Annotated in this window: 17 protein-coding genes; 7 read left to right on the forward strand and 10 right to left on the reverse strand. The window is 73.0% G+C overall.

What is annotated here, in order from left to right; translation table 11 throughout:
• Nucleotides 1-24: 24 nt before the first annotated feature.
• Nucleotides 25-1,080 carry a sugar kinase gene (locus tag ABEB17_RS18115; protein WP_345718152.1) on the forward strand — a complete coding sequence of 352 codons (1,056 nt, stop codon included), beginning with the start codon at nucleotides 25-27 and terminating at the stop codon, nucleotides 1,078-1,080.
• On the forward strand, nucleotides 1,077-1,478 hold the full coding sequence (locus ABEB17_RS18120; RefSeq protein ID WP_345718153.1) for a RidA family protein: 402 nt from the start codon (nucleotides 1,077-1,079) through the stop codon (nucleotides 1,476-1,478). Before ABEB17_RS18115 ends, ABEB17_RS18120 begins: the two co-directional genes overlap by 4 nt.
• On the opposite strand, the gene ABEB17_RS18125 is transcribed toward ABEB17_RS18120, so the two are convergent.
• Together ABEB17_RS18125 and ABEB17_RS18130 are read right to left on the reverse strand one after the other, a co-directional pair.
• Nucleotides 1,479-2,201, reverse strand: coding sequence for an endonuclease/exonuclease/phosphatase family protein (locus tag ABEB17_RS18125; RefSeq protein ID WP_345718154.1), 723 nt, complete (start codon nucleotides 2,199-2,201; stop codon nucleotides 1,479-1,481).
• Nucleotides 2,202-2,228: 27 nt separating this feature from the next.
• Nucleotides 2,229-2,486 carry a hypothetical protein gene (locus tag ABEB17_RS18130; RefSeq protein WP_345718155.1) on the reverse strand — a complete coding sequence of 86 codons (258 nt, stop codon included), beginning with the start codon at nucleotides 2,484-2,486 and terminating at the stop codon, nucleotides 2,229-2,231.
• A 108-nt stretch (nucleotides 2,487-2,594) separates the two neighbouring features.
• Between ABEB17_RS18130 and ABEB17_RS18135 the strand changes: the two genes are divergently transcribed.
• Complete coding sequence (locus ABEB17_RS18135) at nucleotides 2,595-3,239, forward strand: nitroreductase family protein (protein WP_345718156.1); 645 nt, start codon at nucleotides 2,595-2,597, stop codon at nucleotides 3,237-3,239.
• Nucleotides 3,240-3,242: 3 nt separating this feature from the next.
• On the opposite strand, the gene ABEB17_RS18140 is transcribed toward ABEB17_RS18135, so the two are convergent.
• The 5 genes from ABEB17_RS18140 to ABEB17_RS18160 are packed head-to-tail and all read right to left on the reverse strand — an operon-like array spanning nucleotide 3,243 to nucleotide 10,613.
• On the reverse strand, nucleotides 3,243-4,178 hold the full coding sequence (locus tag ABEB17_RS18140; RefSeq protein ID WP_345718157.1) for a hypothetical protein: 936 nt from the start codon (nucleotides 4,176-4,178) through the stop codon (nucleotides 3,243-3,245).
• Nucleotide 4,179: 1 nt separating this feature from the next.
• Nucleotides 4,180-4,590, reverse strand: coding sequence for a hypothetical protein (locus tag ABEB17_RS18145; RefSeq protein WP_345718158.1), 411 nt, complete (start codon nucleotides 4,588-4,590; stop codon nucleotides 4,180-4,182).
• Nucleotides 4,587-7,349: a CHAT domain-containing protein gene (locus ABEB17_RS18150; RefSeq protein ID WP_345718159.1), complete on the reverse strand. Its 2,763-nt coding sequence runs from the start codon at nucleotides 7,347-7,349 to the stop codon at nucleotides 4,587-4,589. The genes ABEB17_RS18145 and ABEB17_RS18150 overlap by 4 nt, the downstream gene beginning before the upstream one ends.
• Nucleotides 7,350-7,353: 4 nt before the next feature.
• Nucleotides 7,354-8,754: a glucose-6-phosphate dehydrogenase gene (gene zwf / locus ABEB17_RS18155; protein WP_345718160.1), complete on the reverse strand. Its 1,401-nt coding sequence runs from the start codon at nucleotides 8,752-8,754 to the stop codon at nucleotides 7,354-7,356.
• A complete protein-coding gene (locus ABEB17_RS18160) occupies nucleotides 8,751-10,613 on the reverse strand; it encodes a glycoside hydrolase family 15 protein (protein ID WP_345718497.1) in 1,863 nt (620 codons plus the stop codon). The genes zwf and ABEB17_RS18160 overlap by 4 nt, the downstream gene beginning before the upstream one ends.
• 137 nt (nucleotides 10,614-10,750) lie before the next feature.
• Between ABEB17_RS18160 and ABEB17_RS18165 the strand changes: the two genes are divergently transcribed.
• Nucleotides 10,751-11,962 carry a cation:proton antiporter gene (locus tag ABEB17_RS18165; protein WP_345718161.1) on the forward strand — a complete coding sequence of 404 codons (1,212 nt, stop codon included), beginning with the start codon at nucleotides 10,751-10,753 and terminating at the stop codon, nucleotides 11,960-11,962.
• Here ABEB17_RS18165 and ABEB17_RS18170 read toward each other — a convergent pair.
• Nucleotides 11,959-13,929, reverse strand: a complete 1,971-nt coding sequence (locus ABEB17_RS18170; protein ID WP_345718162.1) for a putative bifunctional diguanylate cyclase/phosphodiesterase — start codon at nucleotides 13,927-13,929, stop codon at nucleotides 11,959-11,961. The two genes, ABEB17_RS18165 and ABEB17_RS18170, sit on opposite strands and share 4 nt — an antisense overlap.
• A gap of 95 nt (nucleotides 13,930-14,024) precedes the next feature.
• On the opposite strand from ABEB17_RS18170, the gene ABEB17_RS18175 reads away from it, so the two are divergent.
• The 3 genes from ABEB17_RS18175 (at nucleotide 14,025) to ABEB17_RS18185 (ending at nucleotide 17,777) form a co-directional block, all read left to right on the forward strand.
• Nucleotides 14,025-14,648: a TetR/AcrR family transcriptional regulator gene (locus ABEB17_RS18175; protein WP_345718163.1), complete on the forward strand. Its 624-nt coding sequence runs from the start codon at nucleotides 14,025-14,027 to the stop codon at nucleotides 14,646-14,648.
• A 73-nt stretch (nucleotides 14,649-14,721) separates the two neighbouring features.
• Nucleotides 14,722-15,429: a beta-phosphoglucomutase family hydrolase gene (locus ABEB17_RS18180; RefSeq protein ID WP_345718164.1), complete on the forward strand. Its 708-nt coding sequence runs from the start codon at nucleotides 14,722-14,724 to the stop codon at nucleotides 15,427-15,429.
• Nucleotides 15,426-17,777, forward strand: a complete 2,352-nt coding sequence (locus ABEB17_RS18185; RefSeq protein WP_345718165.1) for a glycoside hydrolase family 65 protein — start codon at nucleotides 15,426-15,428, stop codon at nucleotides 17,775-17,777. Before ABEB17_RS18180 ends, ABEB17_RS18185 begins: the two co-directional genes overlap by 4 nt.
• Here the strand turns inward: ABEB17_RS18185 and cydB are convergent.
• On the reverse strand, nucleotides 17,741-18,784 hold the full coding sequence (gene cydB / locus ABEB17_RS18190; protein WP_345718166.1) for a cytochrome d ubiquinol oxidase subunit II: 1,044 nt from the start codon (nucleotides 18,782-18,784) through the stop codon (nucleotides 17,741-17,743). The two genes, ABEB17_RS18185 and cydB, sit on opposite strands and share 37 nt — an antisense overlap.
• 9 nt (nucleotides 18,785-18,793) lie before the next feature.
• Nucleotides 18,794-20,215 carry a cytochrome ubiquinol oxidase subunit I gene (locus tag ABEB17_RS18195; RefSeq protein WP_345718167.1) on the reverse strand — a complete coding sequence of 474 codons (1,422 nt, stop codon included), beginning with the start codon at nucleotides 20,213-20,215 and terminating at the stop codon, nucleotides 18,794-18,796.
• Between the last annotated feature and the right edge of the window lie 27 nt (nucleotides 20,216-20,242).

A 20,242-nucleotide genomic window follows, 5' to 3' on the forward strand; every position in this document is an offset into this window, starting at 1 on the left:
CATCATTGCTCCTACGATCGCGGAGTGCGTGGTGGGGCAGGTCAGCAGGGTCGTCCGTCAGCCGTGGCGTGCGTCGGCGAGGGTCTCGTGGTGCTCTCCGGCGCGGACGCCGAGTCGTTGGACGCCGCCAGGGTGCTGCGCCGCTCGGTCGGCGGCGCGGAGTGCAACGTGGCCAGCGGTCTCGTCGCGCAGGGCGTCGCGGCAGCGTGGCTGTCCCGCGTCGGCGACGACCCGTTCGGCCGCTTCGTCGTGGCCGACCTGGCCGGTCGCGGCGTGGACGTCGCCGCCGTGGACGTCGACCTCTCCCGGCCGACCGGGCTCTACCTGAAGGACCGCGACGGTTCCTCGTCGCGCATGCACTACTACCGCAACGGTTCTGCGGCGAGCGCGATGGACGCCGACTGGCTGGCCAGCGACGCGGTGACCGCCGCGCTGGCGGCCGCCGAGATCCTGCACGTCTCCGGCATCACGCTCGGCGTGGTGGCCGACCCGGGCGCGTTCGTCGACGCCCTGGACGCGGCCCGGCAACGGCACGGCCTGCGGCTCACCGTGGACCTGAACTGGCGCCCGGCCCTGTGGGGGCAACGGGACCCGGTCGAGCTGGTCCGGCTGCTGTCGCTGGCCGACCTCGCGTTCCTGGGTGCGGACGAGGCGCAGACCGCCCTCGGCACCGGCGACGTCGCCAGCCTGCGGACCCGGCTCGGCGAGCGGCCCGTGATCGTGCTGAAGAGCGATGACCACGTCGCGGTGAGCGCCGCGCCGGACGGTCGCACGGCGAGTGTCAGCGCGCTCACCGTCGACGTGCTGGACCCGATCGGAGCCGGCGATGCCTTCGCGGCCGGCTACCTCGCGGGAACCCTGGACGGCCGCCCCGCGCAGCAGTGCCTTCGGCTCGGACACCTCACTGCCGCAACGGTTCTGGTCACCGACGGCGACCACGCGCCGGCCGCGCCCGCCGCTGTCCGCCAGGCCCTGCTGACCTGCCCGGACGAGCAGTGGGCCGCTACCGTCGTCCGGGCCGGCGCGATCGAGTCGCCGGCCCTGCACCCCAGCCAGCCAGTCGAGGAGAGGTCCCGATGAGCGAGAAGACCCGGATCAGCACGGACGCCGCCCCCGCCCCCGCGCACACGTTCTCGCAGGGCATCCGCAAGGGGAACGTCGTGCAGGTGTCCGGTCAGGGCCCGGTCGACCCGCAGACCAACGAGTACCTGCACCCGGGTGACGTCGTGCGGCAGACCGAGCAGACGCTCGCGAACGTCGCCGCGATCCTGGACGCTGCCGGCGCGTCCTTCGAGGACGTCGTGATGCTGCGCGTCTACCTGACCAAGCGCGAGGACTTCGGACCGATGAACGACGCCTACGGCGCCTTCGTCACGGCCCGCGTCCCGAGCGGCGTGCTGCCCGCCCGCACCACGGTGTTCACCGGCCTGCCCCGCGAGGAGATGCTGGTCGAGATCGACGCCCTCGCCGTCGTGTAGCTAGATCTCCACCCACAGCGCCCGGTGGTCCGAGACCGGCGTCCGCACCGATCCCGTGGCCGGCCGCCGCCGCAGGCCGGGGAGCTCGCCGTCGAGCAGCACGTGGTCGATCTGCTTGACCGGCGCGGGCGCCGGGAAGGTGCGTGCCGACGCCAGGGCCCGCAGGCCGGCGACCCGACGGACGGCGCGCGGGCGCAGGTTCAGGTCGCCGGTCAGCACCAGCGGGCGCGGCAGGTCGGCCAGGGCGTCCACGAGCAGCCGCAGCTGCTGCCGGTTGGACGGGCGCAGGTAGGACAGGTGGGTGTTGACCACGGTCAGCGGTCCACGCGGGGAGTCGACCTGCGCCGCGACCGCGGCCCGGGTCTCCTCACCGGCCACGAGCGCCGGCAGCCGGATCACCTGCCACGCCGCGACCGGGTGCCGGGACAGCAGCGCGATGCCGTACCCGGGCGCGTCTGGCGGCTCGTCGCCGGTGGCCGCCACCCAGTCCTGCCCCGGCGTCCCGGTCAGTGCCGGCACGAACCGGTGGGCGACCGCCCCCATGGCCTGCGCCGCCGCCGCGGTTTGGTCCGCGCCGCCCGAACGCTCCTGCCGGTGGTCGACCTCCTGCAGGCACAGCACGTCCGGGTCGAGGTCACGTACGGCCCGCTGCAGCCGGTTCAGCTCGACCACGTCCTGCGCCGCGGCGAGCCCGTGCTGGATGTTGAAGGTCACGATGCGCATGCGGCTCAGGCTGCCACGGCAGGTGCGCTAACGGCGGGCAGGGCCCTGGCGCTGCTGCGGGATCTGGCGCTGCTCCATGCCGGGCCCGCGGCCTCGGCCGTCCTCGAAGCGGTGGGCCGGACCGGAGTCGTCGCCCGCCTGCGCGATCCCGAAACCGATGACGCCGCCGACGAGCAGGATGACGACGGCCGCGGCGACGGACGTCACCCGCACCTGCGCCTCGCGTACCTGCTGCCAGCGACTGCGGCCTGGAGCCGGTGTGGGCGTCGGCGTGCTCTCCGTCATGGCGGGCTCCTCCTGGGGTCGGTGCTGCGCGCCCAGTGTCGGGCAGGTTCCTTGGGCCCACCTGCGAGCAACCTGTGAATCGGGACGCGGCGGGTGCAGGATGTCAGCGTGCCCACGCTGCCCCTGACCCCGGACGAGCTGCTCACCACCACCCGATCGGTCCGCAAGCGCCTGGACCTGACCCGCGACGTCCCGATCGGGCTCGTCCGCGAGTGCCTGGAGGTCGCACTGCAGGCGCCGTCCGGCTCGAACCGGCAGGGCTGGCACTGGCTCGTGGTCACGGACGCCGACCGGCGCGCCGCCATCGGTGAGGTCTACCGCCGGGCCGTCGCGGCGTACCTGGAGTCGCCCGGGTCGGCCGGCGCGCTGTTCGCGGACGACCCCGACCGAGGCCCGGTGCAGCAGCGGGTCGGCGACAGCGTCGCCTACCTCGGCGAGCACCTGGGCGAGGCGCCGGTGCTGGTCATCCCGTGCCTGACCGCGAAGCGGCTGGACGACGGCAACCAGGCGGGACTGTGGGGCTCGCTGCTGCCCGCCGCCTGGAGCTACATGCTCGCGGCTCGCGCGCGCGGGCTCGGCACGGCCTGGACGACGCTGCACCTGGAGTACGAGGACGAGGTGGCCACGCTGCTCGGCCTGCCGGACGACGTCCGGCAGGGAGCGTTGATCCCCACGGCGTACTACACGGGCGAGACCTTCAGGAAGGCGCCGCGCCAGCCGCTCGACGAGGTGCTGCACGTCGACCGCTGGTAGCGCTCAGTCGAGGTGTCGGTAGGCCTCCGGCGCCGGGCCGCCCTGGCGCAGCCAGGTGCTGAGCGCCTTGTTCTGCTGGCGCTCGGCCGCGTTGTCGGCCGGCAGCGGGAGGTGCAGCGCGGCGAGCAGGTCGAAGCGGTAGAGGTCGAAGGTGACGTGCAGCGCCTCGCCGTAGGAGAGCGCGGCGGCCACGGCGGACCGGTAGGCGAGCACCGACAGGGCCAGGACCCCCAACGGCAGCAACCACCAGAGCGGGTAGCGCCAGAGCAGCGCCGCGGTCACCACGGCCACCCCGGCGAACGTGGCGCACATCCGCGCCGTGAGGTCGAGCTGGTCGCGGCGGTCCTCGACGACCGCCCGCTGGGCGGGCGGCACGATCGGGTACAGGCGGGGCCAGAGCACCACCGCGTCCAGCCCGTAGCGGCGTCCGGCGCTGCGCTCGGCGGCGCGCAGCGCGTTGCCCAGTGCGGTCGGCAGCAGCGGGTCGCTCGGGTAGCGCGCCCGCCGGACCTGGTCGGCGACCGCGGCGTCCGCGGGGACGCTGGTGGCCGCGGGGTCGGTCGTGGCCGGATCGAGGGTGGCCCGCTCGATCAGCGCCTGACGGGCATTGCGCTGCCGAGCGACCAACGGCGCCGTGATCCGCGCGGCGAGCCAGCCGGTGCCCCAGTAGCCCTCCAGCAGCCGGACGAGCTGGAGCTGCAGCGGGTGCAGGACCACCGCGACCACCAGGACCGCGACCCCGAGCAGGGCCACGTCGGAGGCGTCCAGGGTGCGCGCCGTCCGGACCGCCTCGTCCCACCCGGGCTGCTCCCCCGGCGCGCCGGCGGCGACGACGAATGCCACCACCAGGGTGCCCGCGGACGTCGGCAGCAGCGACACCAGCGAGAACCGGGGTCCGAGGGTGTCGGAGTCCAGACCGACGAGGGTGGCCAGTCCCATGTCAGGCGGCGACCAGCAGCGCCACGTGGTGCACGCTGCAGGTCGGTGGGTCGTCGGGGTCGTAGGACAGCGCCAACCCGCTGACCTGGCAGCCCTCGTGGGGGCAGTGCAGCCGCAGCACCACGTACTCGACCGAGTGCCCCGGCAGCGTGGCGTGGTCACCGGCCCCCAGGGTGCCGCGGTCGCTGGACCCGACCAGCGCGTAGGCGGCGGTGCGGCGCAGCACCCCCCTGTCGATGCCGTCGACGACCAGGCGCAGGGCGCTGCGGTCGTCATCCTCGCCGAACCACTCCTGGGCGAGCTCGATCGCGAGCACGGGCCCGGTCGCGGACGTGACGACGAGCAGCTCGTCGTCCTCGCTGGCCGCCACCGCGCCGTCGGTCGCCTGCAGCACCTGGTCCCACTCCGTCATGATGCCGGCCTCCACCTCACCAGGGGCTCACCGACCACGTACAGCGGAGCCCACTCGAACGGTCGCGCAAAGGGACGTCCCGGCGCCAGCCCCGCCGCGGCCGCCTCCAGGCGGAAGCGGGTGCGGCCGTCCGGGGCGGCGGCGCGCAGGTCCCCGATCCGCCGAGCCGCATCGTCCCGGCTCAGCTGCGCCAGGCGGTCGCGGACCTCACCCACGAGCACGTACAGGTCGACGAGTCCGCTCGGCTGCGCACACAGCAGCTCCCAGAGCAGGTCGGCGGACACCGCCGCGAGCACGTCGTCCACGGTCCACGCCGTGCAGACGATCGAGCGGACCCCGGCCAGCAGCATCGCCGCAGGCAGCCCGCCGAGCTCGTCGCTGCCCAGGCTGAGCGCACCACCGCCGCTCTGGCACGCCGAGAGCACCGCCAGGCGCACGTCGCGCAGGGCGCCCGAGACCGCCATGTCGCCGGCTGACCAGAGCTCGGCCAGCCGGACCAGCCGGTCGCCGACGTAGACGGCCTGCAGCGTCCCGGCCGGGCCGTGCTCGAGGTGGCGCAGCGTGACGCCGCCACCGACGTCCTCCTCGCGGAGCAGGCCGGGCAGCGGCGGGCCGGTCCCGTCGTCGAGCCGCACCTCCGCGCTGCGTGCCTCGTCCGGCTCCCCCCGCCAGGACGCGCCGGCCACCAGCCGGTCCAGCTCCTCGAGGACGCTGGGCCCGGACCAGCGCGGGTCCGGTCGTACGTGCAGCGCCGAGCGGGCACTGTCCGTCATCTCGGACGTCGCGTGCCCGCAGAAGTGCAGCAGCCGCGCCCCGCTCACCGCCGCCGCCACCCCGTCCTCGGTGCACTCGTCGACGGGCAGGTCCGCGACCGGGACGCCACGGGCGCGCAGCCGCGCGGCCACGCTGCCGGCCTCCGCCGACGCCGCCGGCAGGTCCCCGGTGGCGTTGCCCACGACCACGGCCGGACCGCGCAGCTGCGCCGCCCCCCGCGCGGACGGCAGCATCGCCAGGCACGCCACCTGGCGGACGTCGAGACCGCGCAGGCTCGGCACCGCCCACCACGGCAGCAGCCCCAGGATCCCGTGCGGGACGAGCCACACCCGGTCCAGCCCGCGCTCGCCGGACCAGGCGAGCAGCAGCCGCCCGACCTGCTCGTCGGCCTTCGCCAGGGCTCGTTCGAGGGCCGCTCGCCGGTCGGCACCGGCCAGGGTGTCGAAGGCCCAGGGCAGGCCGACCGCGTAGGCCCACCCGGCGGGATCGTCCGAGCCCAGGGTGTTCGCCCACGCGTGGAGCGGCTCGTCCAGCACGCCTCCCCCCACCGCCTCACCGTCCGGCGGGCCGGCGCCCTCCAGGAGCAGAACCGCGGTGCCCCAACGGCCGGCGCCCAGGACGGCCACCCCCTCGCCGCGGCGCAGCCGTCCCGACACCTCATCCGCCGTCGGCACCGCCAGCTCGCGGCGGTGCCGCAGCGCCTCGCGGCGGTGCGCCTCACGCAGCCTGGCCACCGCCGTGACCTGCCGCGCCGCGCGACCCTCGCGACGCAGCTCACGATCACCCGAGCCGCCGCCCGAGCTGCCCGTGCCGCCGGTTCCCCGTTCGGCGCTCCACAACGCGGCCTCGAGCTTGCGGATGCTCGCCGCGGACCGGCCCTGCCGGATCGCCCTGCGGTACCGCAGCCGCGCACTGCTGGTGGTCTCCAACGCCCACAGCAGCAGGTCCAGGTCGCCGGTGGCCGCGCAGGCGGACCCGATGTTGGCCAGCGCCGCGTCCACCGCCTCGCGCTGCTCGCCAGCCCGCTGCGGATCGGGTTCCGTCGCGTACCGGAAGACGAGGCGGCCGAGCGTCTCGCGCGCGAACGCCGTCACCGGCTCGTGACGGCCGACGAGGACGCCGGTCCGCAGCACCGCGGTGAGCGCAGTGAGCCGCTGCTCCTCGGTCAGCGCCTCGGCGTGCTCGCCGTCCAGCGCCCGCAGGTAGAGATCCAGCGCGGCACCCTCGTCGTCGTCCAGCTCGTAGGCGAGCGCGGCCAACGGCAGCGCGGTCGCGTCGCCGGCCTCCGTGAGCCCCTCGACGACCGGGTCGAGCAGCTCGTGCACCCGCCGCGCTGCGTCGGTGACGCCCGCTCGGTCCTCGGCGTCCCGGGAAGCGATGAGCCGCCCCATGAACACGGCCCCTGCCGCCATCCGGAACGCCCTGCGGGAGAACGGGTCCCGGCCGCGGGGCAGCAGCCGCTCGCCCTCGGCCACCAGGTCGTCGACGTCCTCGCCGTCGGGGTCCTGGTCGATCAGCGAACCCAGCGTCAGGAGGCGGCCCTCCACCTCGTCGTCCGTCTGCGGGTCGACCAGGTGACGGCGCGCCCGGGCCAGGGCGACGTCCAGGTGCTCGCGGCGCAGCGGGTGGCCGGCCGGCAAGCGGCGCAGCGCCTCGACGGCCAGCCGGGCCAGAGCGGGGGTCAGCTCGGCGACCTCCAGCGCGACGATGGCCCGCCGCTCGTCCTCGTCGGCCCGCGCGGTGAGGACGGCGCCGCCGAGCCAGCGCAGGAGCCGCGTCAGCCCGGCGTCCAGCACCGGCTGCCAGGGGTCCGGCGCCTCCCCTGCGGCAAACCGCAGCAGGTCGACGAACTCCCGGCCCCACGCGACGATCCCGGCGTCCAGCGCGGCATCGCGCTCCTGCTCGGAGCCGGCCTCCACCGCGTCCCGCAGGAACCCGGTCATCGCCCGGGTCTCGCGGACGTTGATGGGTGGCCGGTCGGTCATGGCCCTAGACGATCCAGGGTCCGTGCCAGCCGCCCGTCTCCTCGACCAGCGCGTCGGCCGCCGCCGGCCCCCACGAGCCGGGTTCGTACGACTGGACGGCCGTCGGGTGGTCGATGAGCGGCTGCATGATGCGCCAGTTCTCCTCGACCAGGTCCTGCCGCTTGAACTTCGACGTGTCCCCGATCATCGCGGCGTGCAGGAGCACCTCGTACGGCGTCGGCGCCTCGCCGCCCTCGGCAGCGAACTCCATGTCGAGGGTGATGGACTCGGCCCGGTCGGCGTCGGCTCGACGGGCATCCAGGCGCAGCCGCACCCCGGTGGACGGGTCGAGCTTCACGACGAGCTGGTCGCGCGGCCGGTCCGCGCTGGCGTCGTAGCCGAACCCGAAGTCCACCGGCGGCGGCTGCTTGAAGACCACCCGCAGCTCGGTCTGGGTGACCTGCAGCTTCTTGCCCGTGCGGATGTAGAAGGGGACGCCGGACCAGCGCCAGTTCTCGATCTCCAGGCGCAGCGCCACGAACGTCTCGGTGGTCGAGTCGGCCGCGACGCCGTCCACGTCCTTGTACCCGTCGTACTGGCCGCGCACGTAGTGCGCGGGGTCGGCGTCCGCGACGGCGCGGAAGAGCGCGACCTGCGCGTCCTTGAGGGCGTCGGGGTTGCGGCCGCCCGGGGGCTCCATGGCCGCCGCCGCGACGACCTGCATGAGGTGGTTCACCACGACGTCGCGCAGTGCGCCGACCGGCTCGTAGAAGTGGCCGCGCCCGTCGATGCCGAAGCTCTCGGCCATCGTGATCTCGACGGACTCGACGTACTGGCGGTTCCACAGCGGTTCGAGCATGGTGTTCGCGAACCGCAGGTGCAGGATCTCGGCCAGGCCCATCTTGCCGAGGTAGTGGTCGACCCGGCAGAGCTGGGACTCCTCGACGTACTGGTGCAGCTCGGCGGCGAGCGCCCGCGCGGACTGCAGGTCGTGGCCGAACGGCTTCTCGATGACGATCCGCGCGTCCGTGGTGAGCTCGGCCTCGGCCAGCCCCTTGACGACGGTGGAGAACAGGAACGGCGGGATCTCCAGGTAGTAGACGGGACGCCGGGCGGCGCCGGTCGCGGTGGCGACGCGCTGGTAGGTGCCGGCGTCGCCGAAGTCTCCGGCCACGTAGGAGAGCCGGGCGGCGAACCGGGCGAAGACGTCCTCGTCGAGCGGTTCGCCGGTGGCCACGATGGAGTCCCGGGCGCGCTGGACGAGCCGGTCCAGCGACCAGTCGTCCACGGCCACCCCGACGACCGGGCAGTCGAGCAGGCCGCGGCGCTCCAGCCGGTACAGCGAGCGGAACGTCATGACCCGGGCGAGGTCGCCGGTGATCCCGAAGACCACGAGGACGTCGGCCGGTTCCGTGGACGTCGTCATCGCGCACCTCCCGGGACGTTGCGGCGCTGTCGGTTGAGGGCCGCGTCGAGGGTGATGGCGGCGTCGATCAGGGCGAGGTGGGTGAAGGCCTGCGGGAAGTTGCCGAGCTGCTCACCGGTCGCGCCGATCTCCTCCGAGTACAGGCCGAGGTGGTTGGAGTAGGTGAGCATCTTGGCGAAGGTCAGCCGGGCCTCGTCGAGCCGGCCGGCCCGGGCGAGGGCGTCCACGTAGTTGAACGTGCACAGCGAGAAGGTGCCTTCGGAGCCCGCGAGGCCGTCCGGCGAGGCGGCCGGGTCGTACCGGTAGACGAGGCTGTCGGTGACCAGCTCGGCGTCCATCGCGGCGAGCGTGGACGTCCACTGCGGGTCGGTCGGCGAGATGAAGCCGACCGTGGCCATCCGCAGCAGCGAGGAGTCGAGGACGTCGCTGCCGTAGTGCTGCACGAACGACCGCCGTTCGGCGCTCCAGCCCTTGTCCATCACCTGGTAGTAGACGGCGTCGCGCGCGCTGGCCCAGCGGTCGGCGTGCGCCGGTCGCCCGCGACTGGTGGCCAGCCGCAGTGCGCGGTCGAAGGCCACCCAGCTCATCACCCGCCCGTAGGTGAAGTCCTGCTTGCCGCCGCGGGTCTCCCAGATGCCCTCCCCCGGGCGGTCCCAGTGGTCAGTCAGCCAGTCGATCATGTCGCGCAGCGCCAGCCAGCCGCCGTGGTCGAGCTCGATGCCGTGCTGGTCGGCGAAGTACATGCTGTCGACGGCCTCGCCGTAGATGTCCATCTGGGTCTGCTCCATCGCCCCGTTGCCGATCCGCACGGGGTAGGAGCCGCGGTAGCCGGACCAGTGGTCGAGCGTCTCCTCGCTCAGGTCCGACGAGCCGTCGACGCGGTACATGATGTTCAGCGGGCCGGACTCGCCGCCGACCTTCTCCTGCACGCGGTCGCGCAGCCACCCGCAGAAGGCCGCGGCCTCGTCGGTGAAGCCCATGCCCAGCAACGCGTACACCGAGAACGAGCCGTCCCGGACCCAGGTGTAGCGGTAGTCCCAGTTCCGTTCGCCGCCGACCTGCTCGGGCAGGCCAGCGGTCGGTGCGGCGATGATGCCGCCGGTCGGCGCGTAGGTCATCAGCTTCAGCGTGATCGCGGAGCGTTGCAGCGCCTCGCGCCAGCGGCCGGTGTACGTCGACTGCCGCAGCCAGTGGCGCCAGAACTGCTCGGTCTCGCTCTCCAACCGTTCCACCTCGGCGACCGAGATCTCCCGCGGTGGCCCGACCGCGCCGGACTCCAGCACCACGCCGCGCACGTCGCCGGCGCGCAGCCTCGCCGTGCCGCGCACCCCGCGGCCGTCGTCGGAGACCTCCCAGACCGTGAGGTGCTCGTGGTCGGGGTCGCGCACGGCGTGCAGCGTGAGCGTGAGCCCGTCGGCCCGGAACACCACCCCGTGCTCGGTCTTGACGGTCTCGTGGCCGATCCGCGCGTAGTCGAACCGGGGGTTCACGTCGATGGTGAAGGTCATCTCACCGCGCACGCAGCGGACCAGCCGCACCAGCTGGTGGTTGTCGGTCGCCTCCGGGCCCGGCCGGACGGTCATGAAGTCCACGACCTCACCCACGCCGTTCTCGGTCATGAACCGGGTGATCAGGATGGCGGTGTCGGGGAAGTACAGCTGGCGCGAGGTGTAGTCCGGCGTGCTCGGCGCGATCCGGAAGACCCCGCCGGCGCGGCTGTCCAGCAGGCTCGCGAACACGCTGGGCGAGTCGAACCGCGGGCAGCAGTACCAGTCGATCGCGCCGTCCTTGGAGATCAGGGCGGCGGTCTGCAGGTCGCCGATCATGCCGTGGTCCTCGATCGGCGGGTACTCGTCCATGCCGGCCTCACTCTCGTTGATCTTCCTCACCCACCCTCGGCCGCGGCGCCCGCCCTGTCATCGCCCACAACGGGTGACGCGCTCGTGACCTGGCCGTGGTGACCTACCGGGAGCGAACTCACCAGGAGGCGACGGCGATGAGTCTCGAGACCGGTCTGCGCACGCTCCTGGTCGTGTCCTTGGTGGCCACCCTGGCGCCGTTCGTCGCCGGCCTGCTGCACGCGGCCAAGGTGCCGCAGGTCGTGGTGCTGATCCTGGGCGGGATCCTGATCGGCCCTGAGGTCCTGGACCTGGCCGACCGCGCGGACATCTCGTTGCTGGCCAACATCGGGCTGGGGTTCCTGTTCCTGATGGCGGGCTACGAGCTCGAGCTGGAGCTGTTCCGCGAGCGCGGCGGCCGGCGAGCGGTGGTCGCCTGGTTCGTGACGGCCGTCATCGCCGTGGCGGTGACCGGCGTCCTGGCGGCCCTGGGCTTCGTGCACGCCTTCGTGCCGGTGGCGCTGGGGCTCACCACGACGGCCTTCGGCACGCTGCTGCCGATCCTGCGCGACAACGACATGCTGTCCGGTTCGTTCCGGCACTACGTGCTCCCGGCGGGGGCGGTGGGCGAGTTCCTGCCGATCGTGGGGATCGCGATCTTCCTCAGCGCCAACGGCAAGGTCCTCGGCCTGGTGTCGCTGCTGGCGATGGGCGTGGTGGCGCTGGCGCTCACGTACGTCCCGCGACTGGCGCGCAGCAAGCGGTTCGCCACCATCGCGCGCGAGGGCGAGCACGCGACGTCCCAGACGACCCTGCGGTTCACGCTCACGTTGCTGTTCGCCCTGCTGCTGGTCGCGAGCAACTTCGGGCTGGACGTCGTCCTCGGCGCATTCCTGGCCGGCGTGGTCCTCAAGCGGTGGGCCCCCGGCGACGTGCACTCGCTGGAGACCAAGCTGGACGCCGTGGGCTACGGCTTCTTCATCCCGGTCTTCTTCGTGTCCTCCGGGATGGGTCTGGACCTGCGCTCCATCGCCGAGAACCCGTGGCGGCTGCTGGTCTTCTTCGTCCTGCTGCTGCTGGTCCGCGGGTTGCCCGCACTGGCGCTCTACCGCGGTCTGCTGCCGCTGCCCCAACGGTTCCAGATGATGTTCCTGACCGCGACGGCGCTGCCGCTGCTGGTCGCGCTGTCCGAGATCGGGCTGAGCACCGGTCACATGCTGCCGGCGAACGCGGCGGCGCTCGTCGGCGCCGGCGTGCTGTCCGTGATGGTGTTCCCGGGCGTCGCCGTGGCCCTGAACCGCTACAGCGGCAGCGCCTCCGACCCGGCGAACCCCGCCCCGGCTGACGCGGAGCCGGAGGCTGCCGGCTAGACCAGCATCGCGGCGGCGGTCTCGGCGTCCACCGCTGGGCTGTAGAGGAAACCTTGGACCAGCTCGCACCCGAGCTCGGCCAGCGCCGCCTCCAGCTCGGGCGTCTCGACGCCCTCGGCGACGGTGGTCAGCCCCAGCGAGCGGGCGATGGCCAGGACGGACGTGAGCAGCGCCCGCCCCTGCGGGTCGTTGGCCCGCCGGACGATCGACTGGTCGACCTTCAGGACGTCGACCGGCAGGCGCGACACCGCGCCCAGCGCGCTGTACCCGGTGCCGAAGTCGTCCAGAGCGATCCGCACGCCCTCCGCCCGGAGGCCGGCGAGGATCGCGGAGGCTGCCTCGTCCACGGCCAGCGACTCGGTGACCTCGAGCGCGATCAGCCCCGGCGGCACCCCCGTCGCCAGGCAGCCCAGGACAGCGTCGGCGAACCGGCGCGAGGAGAGCTGGCGGGGTGAGACGTTCACGCTGAGGGTGACCTGGTGCCCGTCCGCCAGCCACCGCTGCAGCTGCTGCACGGCCTGCCGCAGCACGTGTTCGCCGATCTCGTTGATCAACCCGGTCGACTCGGCGATCGGGATCCACTCGTTCGGCGACAGGGTGGCGCTGCCCTGCTGCCAACGGGCCAGGGCCTCGAAGCCGACGATCCGCCGGTCCGGCAGGCTCAGGATGGGTTGGAAGTGGGTGAGGATCTCGCCCCGCTCGACGGCCCCGACCAGCCGGCGCTCGAGGTCGGCGCGGTAGACGACGGCCGAGCGCAGGCCGTCGTGGAACTGGCCGATCAAGGCGCCGCCGCGGGCCTTCGCGTCGTACATCGCGGTGTCGGCGTCCCGGAACATGGTGTCCGCGTCGGCCTGGCTGCAGCCGTCCGCGGTCGTGGTCACGATGCCGACGCTGGCCGTGACGGCGGCGCTGACCCGGGTGGTGACGAACGCCTGCTCGAAGGCCGCGGTCAGTCGCTGCCCGAGCTCCGCGACGCTGTCCTCGCCGTCCGCGTCGGTGCAGAGCACGACGAACTCGTCGCCGCCGAAGCGACCGACGACGTCGCAGCCGCGGGCCAGGCCGACCAGTCGGCGGGCCAGCTCCTCGAGCACCTCGTCGCCCGCCGGGTGACCGTGCACGTCGTTGATCGCGCGAAAGCGGTCGACGTCGCACAGGGCGACGGCGAGGGTCGCCGGGTGGCGGGCGCCGTCCGCGATCGCCTGGTTCACCAGCTCGCGCAGGCGGGACCGGTTGGCCAGCCCGGTGAGCTCGTCGGTGGCCGCCCGCCGCTTGAGCTCGTCGTTGGCGCGCTGCCGGTCGTCCGCCAGCCGCCGGACGGTCCGGTAGGCGTTCATCTGGCGCCCCCACAGGATGGCGGCGATGGAGATCAGGGCGGGCAGCGGGACGTAGCCCGACAGCACCTCCGCCGCGACCGCGGAGCCCGACACGACGGTGACGACGGCGAGCACCAGGGACAGGACGAAGCCGACGACCAGCACCGACCGCTCCCGGTCCGAGCGGCCGCGCCCGGAGCTGACGCACAGGTACCCGAAGACGAGGGCGATGACGACGAATCCGGTCGGGCCCATCAGCGGCCCGTAGTCCGGCATGCCGTCCGCCAGCCGGTGACGGAACATCAGGTCCGTGCCCGGCCACAGGACCAGTCGCGTCCCGGCGACCACGACGATGGCCGACGTCAGCCACCGCGGTGGCGGCCGACCGGCGATGCTGCCGGCCAGTGGCAGCGTGCTGACGGCGAGCACGGCGAGCGCCACCGAGCGGGCGAAGAGCAGCCAGTCGGGGGTCACCGGCTTGGCGAGGGCCCGGATCACCAGGTCGTTCGTGACCAGCACGGCGGCGGCGGCCAGCGCGGTGAACACGATGAGCCGGGCCGGGGACCGGGGGCCCTCCCAGCGCCAGACGCTGGCCTGCTGGGCGGCGAGCAGCAGCGCGAAGCCGGCCAGCACGAGCTGGAGGGCAGCGAGCACCGTCCAGCCAGCTGACACCACTAACCCCCAATACCCAACGTATCGACCATTACCATACTGCTTGTCTATTAGTAGGTCAACTGTATGCTGCGGACGTGACCGACCGACGACAACGCAAGTCGCGAGCCGCCCTCCAGCAGGCCTTGATCACCCTCGTCGCGGCCAAACCGTATGACGCGATCACGGTGGAGGACATCACCGAGTACGCCGACGTCGCGCGGGCCACGTTCTACGCGCACGTCAAGGACAAGCCGGCGCTCCTCCTCGAGGTCAGCCAGCAGCTGGTCGCCGAGCTCACCGAGCGCGCCCAGGCCGTTGCCGCGCCCGAGCCGCCGGTCTACACGGGCGGCGCGGTGTTCACGATCTTCGACCAGGCGGCGCGGCACCGTGCCCTGTACCGGCTGGTCATCAGCGGCGAGGGAGGCTCGGTGGCCCGGACCGAGCTCGTCGCGGCCTTCGAGCGACTCACCGGCGCCGTCCTGACCCGGATGGTCGCGGCCCCCGCCCACGAACCGCGAGTCCCGATGGACGTGATCACCACGGCGTACGTCGGGGCGATCCTGCTCACCCTCGAACGCTGGCTCGGTGAGCACCCCGACGCGGACTCGACCGACCCCGGCTCCCGACAGGTCGCCACGGACTTCCTGCGCTCGCAGGTGGGCGGCCTGGAGTGGTCGCTCGGCTACCAGCCCGGCGAGGCCCGTTTCGAAAGGGCGTGACACCGGCCGCGACGTCCCAGCGCTGAGCACCCCCGTCGGTAGCGTGGAGGAGCCGTCGACGCAGGGAGGAACGGTGCTCGGACTTCCGGACCACGTGCAGGCCTGCCTGTTCGACCTGGACGGTGTGCTGACCGACACGGCGAGCGTGCACACGAAGGCGTGGACGGCGATGTTCGACGCGTACCTGCGCGAGCGCGCCGACCGCGGCGGCGAGCCGTTCCAGCCGTTCGACCCGGTCGCGGACTACCAGCGGTACGTCGACGGGCTGCCCCGCGACGACGGCGTCCGCACGTTCCTGGCCAGCCGGGGCATCGAGCTGGACGACGACGAGGTCACCGCGCTGGGCGACCGCAAGAACGCCGCGTTCCAGCAGACCCTGCACCGCGACGGCGTGCAGGTCTTCGAGGACGGCCGGCGCTACCTCGCCGCAGCAGCCGACGCGGGCCTGAAGATCGCGGTGGTCTCGTCCAGCGCGAACACCCAGGACGTCCTCGAGCTCACCGGGCTGGACCGGTTCGTGGAGCAGCGGGTCGACGGCGTGACGATCCGCGAGCAGCACCTGCGCGGCAAGCCGGCCCCGGACTCGTTCCTGCTCGGCGCGCAGCGCTTGGGCGTGCCCCCGGACGCCGCAGCCGTCTTCGAGGACGCACTGTCCGGCGTCGAGGCCGGGCGGGCGGGGCACTTCGGCATCGTCGTCGGCGTCGACCGGGTCGGCCACGCGGCCGCCCTGCGCAGCCACGGGGCGGACGTCGTCGTGCAGAGCCTGGAGGAGCTGCTGTGATCGAGCAGGGCGCGTTCCCGGTCGAGCCGTGGCACATCCGCGAGACCCGGCTGGACCTGGGGCTGATCGCGCAGTCGGAGTCCATCTTCGCCCTGAGCAACGGCCACATCGGGCTGCGCGGCAACCTCGACGAGGGCGAACCCGCCGGGCTGCCCGGTACCTACCTCGGGTCCTTCTACGAGACCCGGCCGCTGCCCTACGCCGAGGCCGGGTTCGGCTACCCGGAGGACGGCCAGACGCTGGTGGACGTCACCAACGGCAAGGTGATCCGGCTGCTCGTCGACGACGAGCCGTTCGACGTCCGGTACGGCGAGCTGCTGGAGCACGAGCGGGTGCTCGACCTGCGCGCCGGGACGCTGCTGCGCACCGCGCGCTGGCGCTCCCCCGCGGGCAAGGAGGTCGCCATCACCTCGACCCGGCTGGTGTCCTTCGAGCAGCGTGGCGTGGCCGCGATCGAGTACGTCGTCGAGGCGCTCGACCAGTTCACCCGGGTGACGGTGCAGTCCGAGCTGGTCTCCAACGAGGACCAGCCGGTGACCTCCAAGGACCCGCGGGTGTCCGCGGCGCTGTCCCGGCCGCTGGAGCCGGTGATGCACGAGAAGGGCGAGCGCGGTGCGGTGCTGCTGCACCGCACGCGTGCCAGTCAGCTGATGATGGCCGCCGGCATGGACCACGAGGTCGAGGTGCCGGGCCGGGTCGAGGTCGAGACCGACGCGGCGCCCGACTACGCGCGCACCACCATCATCTGCGGGCTGCGCCCCGGGCAGCGGCTGCGCATCGTCAAGTACCTGGCCTACGGCTGGTCCAGCCTGCGCACCCGGCCCGCGCTGCGCGACCAGGTCTCCGGCGCGCTGGCCAGCGCCCGCTACAGCGGCTGGCAGGGCCTGCTGGACGGGCAGCGGGCCTACCTGGACGAGTTCTGGGACGGCGCGGACGTCGAGGTCGAGGGCGACGCCGACATCCAGCAGGCCGTGCGGTTCGGGCTCTTCCACGTCCTGCAGGCCAGCGCCCGCGCCGAGCGTCGGGCCATCGCCGGCAAGGGACTCACCGGCCCCGGCTACGACGGGCACGCCTTCTGGGACACCGAGGCGTACGTGCTGCCGGTGCTGAGCTACACCGTGCCCGAGGCCGCGGCGGACGCCCTGCGCTGGCGCGCGTCCACCCTCGACCTGGCCCGCGCCCGCGCCGAGCAGCTCGGCCTCAAGGGGGCGACGTTCCCCTGGCGCACCATCCGCGGCCACGAGTGCTCGGCCTACTGGCCGGCCGGCACCGCCGCCTGGCACGTCAACGCCGACATCGCCGCGGCCTTCGAGCGCCACCGCCTCGTCACCGGGACCGACGACCTCGAGCGCGAGTGCGGGCTGGAGGTGCTGGTCGAGACGGCCCGGCTCTGGATGTCGTTGGGCCACCACGACCGGCACGGCGTCTGGCACATCGACGGGGTCACCGGCCCCGACGAGTACACGGCCATCGTCCGCGACAACGTCTTCACCAACCTGATGGCGGCGCACAACCTGCGCTGCGCGGCCGACGCCTCCGTGCGGCACCCGGAGCAGGCGCTCGCCCTGGGCGTGGACACCGAGGAGGCGGCCGCCTGGCGGGACACCGCGGACGACGTCGCCCTGCCCTACGACGCGGACCTCGGCGTGCACCAGCAGTGCGAGGGCTTCACCACGTTCGCCGAGTGGGACTTCGCCGCGAGCACCGACCGCTACCCGCTGCTGCTGCACGAGCCCTACGTGCGGCTCTACCCGGCGCAGGTGATCAAGCAGGCCGACCTGGTGCTGGCCATGCAGTTCCAGGGCCACGCCTTCACCGACGACCAGAAGGCCCGCAACGTCGACTACTACGAGCGCAGGACGGTGCGCGACTCCTCGCTGTCGGCCTGCACCCAGGCGGTGATGTGCGCCGAGGTCGGCCACCTGGAGCTGGCCCACGACTACGCGTACGAGGCCGCCGCCATCGACCTGCGGGACCTGCACCACAACACCCGCGACGGCCTGCACATGGCCTCGCTGGCCGGCGCGTGGACCGCCCTGGTGGCCGGCTTCGGCGGCCTGCGGGACGACGAGGGCGTGCTGTCGCTGGACCCGCAGCTGCCGGAGTCCATCACCCGGCTGACCTTCCGGCTGCGCTGGCGCGACGTCCGGCTCACCGTGGACATCGACCACCGGCACGTCCGGTACTCGATCCGGGACGGCGCGGACGCCCGGCTCACGCTGCGGCACGCCGGCGAGCTCGTCGAGATCACCTCGGACGCCCACGTCGAGCGTGAGCTGCGGCGCCGCCGCGCCCTGCTGCCCCCACCGCCTCAGCCCCTCGGACGACGTCCGGCCGGGCGCAGCTGACCCGTGTCTCCCGCGGGGTCCGGCGGCGCGCTGATCCGGGCGCGGAAGACCCAGTACGACCAGCCTTGGTAGAGCAGCACGAGCGGGAAGACAGCGACGGCGACCCAGGTCATCACCGTGAGGGCGTAGTGGCTGGCGGCGGTGTCGGCGACGGTGAGGGTGTTGGCGGCGCTCGTCGAGGAGACCAGCACGGCGGGGTAGAGGTTGGCGAACAGCGCCGCGACCACCCCGCCGACCGTCAGGGCGCTCGCCGCGAAGGCCTGGCCGCCGCGCTCGGCCCGGACGAGGACCACGGCCGCCGCCGCGGCCACCACCGGAACGGCGGCCGCGAGGATCCGCCAGGCCCCGGCGTCCGAGATCGCGACGGTCCACACCGCGTACACCGCGACGCAGACCAGGGTCGGGACGCCGAGCCGGCGGGCGAGCTCACGCGACCGCACGACGACGGGGCCGGTCGTCCGCAGGCCGAGGAACGTGGCGCCGTGGCTCGCACAGAGGACGAGCAGCGTCAGCCCGAGCCACAGCCCGTAGGGGGTGAGCAGGTCCCAGAAGGTCCCGGTGAACTCCTGCGAGGAGTCGATGGGCAGCCCGGCCAGCAGATCGCCCAGCGCGACGCCGAGCAGGAGCGGCGTGAGCAGCGATCCGATGGTCAGCGCCCAGCTCCAGGTGCCCCGCCAGCGGTCGGTGTCGAGCTTGGCCCGCCACTCGAACGACACCCCGCGCAGGATCAGCGCCACGATCACCAGCATCAGGGCGAGGTAGCCGGCCGAGAACCAGGTCGCGTACCAGGACGGGAACGCCGCGAAGATCGCCGCGCCACCGACGATGAGCCAGACCTCGTTGCCGTCCCAGAGCGGGCCGATCGCGTTGATGGCGACGCGGCGCTCGGTGTCCGTGCGGCCGACGACCTGGTGCAGGACCCCGACCCCGAAGTCGAAGCCCTCAAGGACGAAGAAGCCGGTCCAGAAGACCGCGATGATGATGAACCAGAGGACGTCCAGACTCATGCCGCCACCTCAGTAGGTCAGGGCCGGCGATCGGGGGAACAGCGAGTCCGGGTCGTCCGGCGCCGCGGGGTCCTCGGCGTCCTCGTCCAGCGGACGTCGCGCGAAGCGGAGCATCAGGAAGCCCCAGACCGCGCCCAGGGCCAGGTAGAGCACCCAGAAGATGCCGAGGCTGAGCGCCACCTCGGCCAGGCTGACCGATGGCGAGTTGCCGTCCTTCGTGCGCAGCAGGCCCTGCACCACCCAGGGCTGGCGCCCGTTCTCGGTCAGCAGCCAGCCGGCCGTGTTCATCGCGAAGGGCGCGAGGAAGGCCCAGGTGGACACCCACAGGAACAGCCGGGCCGACGTCAGCTTGTGCCGCCGCCACAGCCAGAGCCCCCACAGGCCGAGCAGCGGGAGCACCGAGCCCAGGTAGGCCATGACCCGCATCGACCAGTACTGGATGAAGACGTTCGGGATGTAGTCGCCCGGGCCGTACTTCTGCTGGTACTGGGCCTGCAGCTCGTTGAGACCCACGACCTGCCCGTCCAACGAACCGGTCGCCAGGATCGACAGCAGGTGCGGGATCTCGATGATCTTGGTGGCCTGCTGGTCGTCACTGGTCCACCCGCCCACCTGCGCGGCCGAGAACGAGCAGGGCGCGCAGGTGTCCCACTGCCCTTCCATCGCGGCGACCTTCATCGGCTGGTACGTGGTCTCGATGACGCCGAGGTGGCTGCCCACGCCGAGCGTGACCGCCGAGACGGGCAGCAGCAGGGCCAGCGCCAGCATCATCGAGCGGACGAAGACCTCGGGGCTGGTCCCGCGGCGGACCTGCCAGGCGGACACCGAGAGCACGAGCAGCGTGCCGGTGACCAGCGACGCCAGCAGGACGTGGGCATAGCCCCAGACGAACACCGGGTTGGTGAACAGCGCACCGATCGACGTCAGCTCCGGACGCCCGGTGCTGGCATTGATCTCGTAGCCGACGGGGTGCTGCATCCACGAGTTCGCGGCCATGATGAACCCGGCCGACAGTGCCGCCCCGAACGCCACCGCCCAGATCGTCGCGAGGTGCACCCTGCGCGGCAGGATGTCCCAGCCGAACAGCCACAGCCCCAGGAACGTGGACTCCAGGAAGAACGCGCCGAGTCCCTCCATCGCGAGCGGCGCACCGAACACGTCCCCGACGAACCGGGAGTACTGCGACCAGTTCATGCCGAACTCGAACTCCTGCACGATGCCGGTCACGACGCCGATCGCGATGTTGATGACCAGCAGGCGTCCGAAGAACCGCGTGAGCTTTCGCAGCGCCGGGTCCTGGGAGCGGAACCACATCGTCTGCAGCACCGCTACCAGGAACGCCAGCCCGATCGTGATCGGCACGAACAGGAAGTGGTAGATCGTCGTCGTCGCGAACTGCAACCGCGACAGGTCCAGCTGACTGATGTCCACCGCTGCCTCCCCTGCCTTCCCTGCCGG

Source organism: Angustibacter luteus (assembly GCF_039541115.1).
Taxonomy (GTDB): domain Bacteria; phylum Actinomycetota; class Actinomycetes; order Actinomycetales; family Angustibacteraceae; genus Angustibacter; species Angustibacter luteus.

Excerpts from the sequence above, each read along its gene's own strand:
- ABEB17_RS18160 (WP_345718497.1), bottom strand. The coding sequence starts at position 10,613 with ATGGACGAGTACCCGCCGATCGAGGACCACGGCATGATCGGCGACCTG.
- ABEB17_RS18165 (WP_345718161.1), top strand. The coding sequence starts at position 10,751 with ATGAGTCTCGAGACCGGTCTGCGCACGCTCCTGGTCGTGTCCTTGGTG.
- zwf (WP_345718160.1), bottom strand. The coding sequence starts at position 8,754 with ATGACGACGTCCACGGAACCGGCCGACGTCCTCGTGGTCTTCGGGATC.
- ABEB17_RS18145 (WP_345718158.1), bottom strand. The coding sequence starts at position 4,590 with ATGACGGAGTGGGACCAGGTGCTGCAGGCGACCGACGGCGCGGTGGCG.
- cydB (WP_345718166.1), bottom strand. The coding sequence starts at position 18,784 with ATGAGTCTGGACGTCCTCTGGTTCATCATCATCGCGGTCTTCTGGACC.
- ABEB17_RS18140 (WP_345718157.1), bottom strand. The coding sequence starts at position 4,178 with ATGGGACTGGCCACCCTCGTCGGTCTGGACTCCGACACCCTCGGACCC.
- ABEB17_RS18150 (WP_345718159.1), bottom strand. The coding sequence starts at position 7,349 with ATGACCGACCGGCCACCCATCAACGTCCGCGAGACCCGGGCGATGACC.
- ABEB17_RS18125 (WP_345718154.1), bottom strand. The coding sequence starts at position 2,201 with ATGCGCATCGTGACCTTCAACATCCAGCACGGGCTCGCCGCGGCGCAG.
- ABEB17_RS18120 (WP_345718153.1), top strand. The coding sequence starts at position 1,077 with ATGAGCGAGAAGACCCGGATCAGCACGGACGCCGCCCCCGCCCCCGCG.
- ABEB17_RS18130 (WP_345718155.1), bottom strand. The coding sequence starts at position 2,486 with ATGACGGAGAGCACGCCGACGCCCACACCGGCTCCAGGCCGCAGTCGC.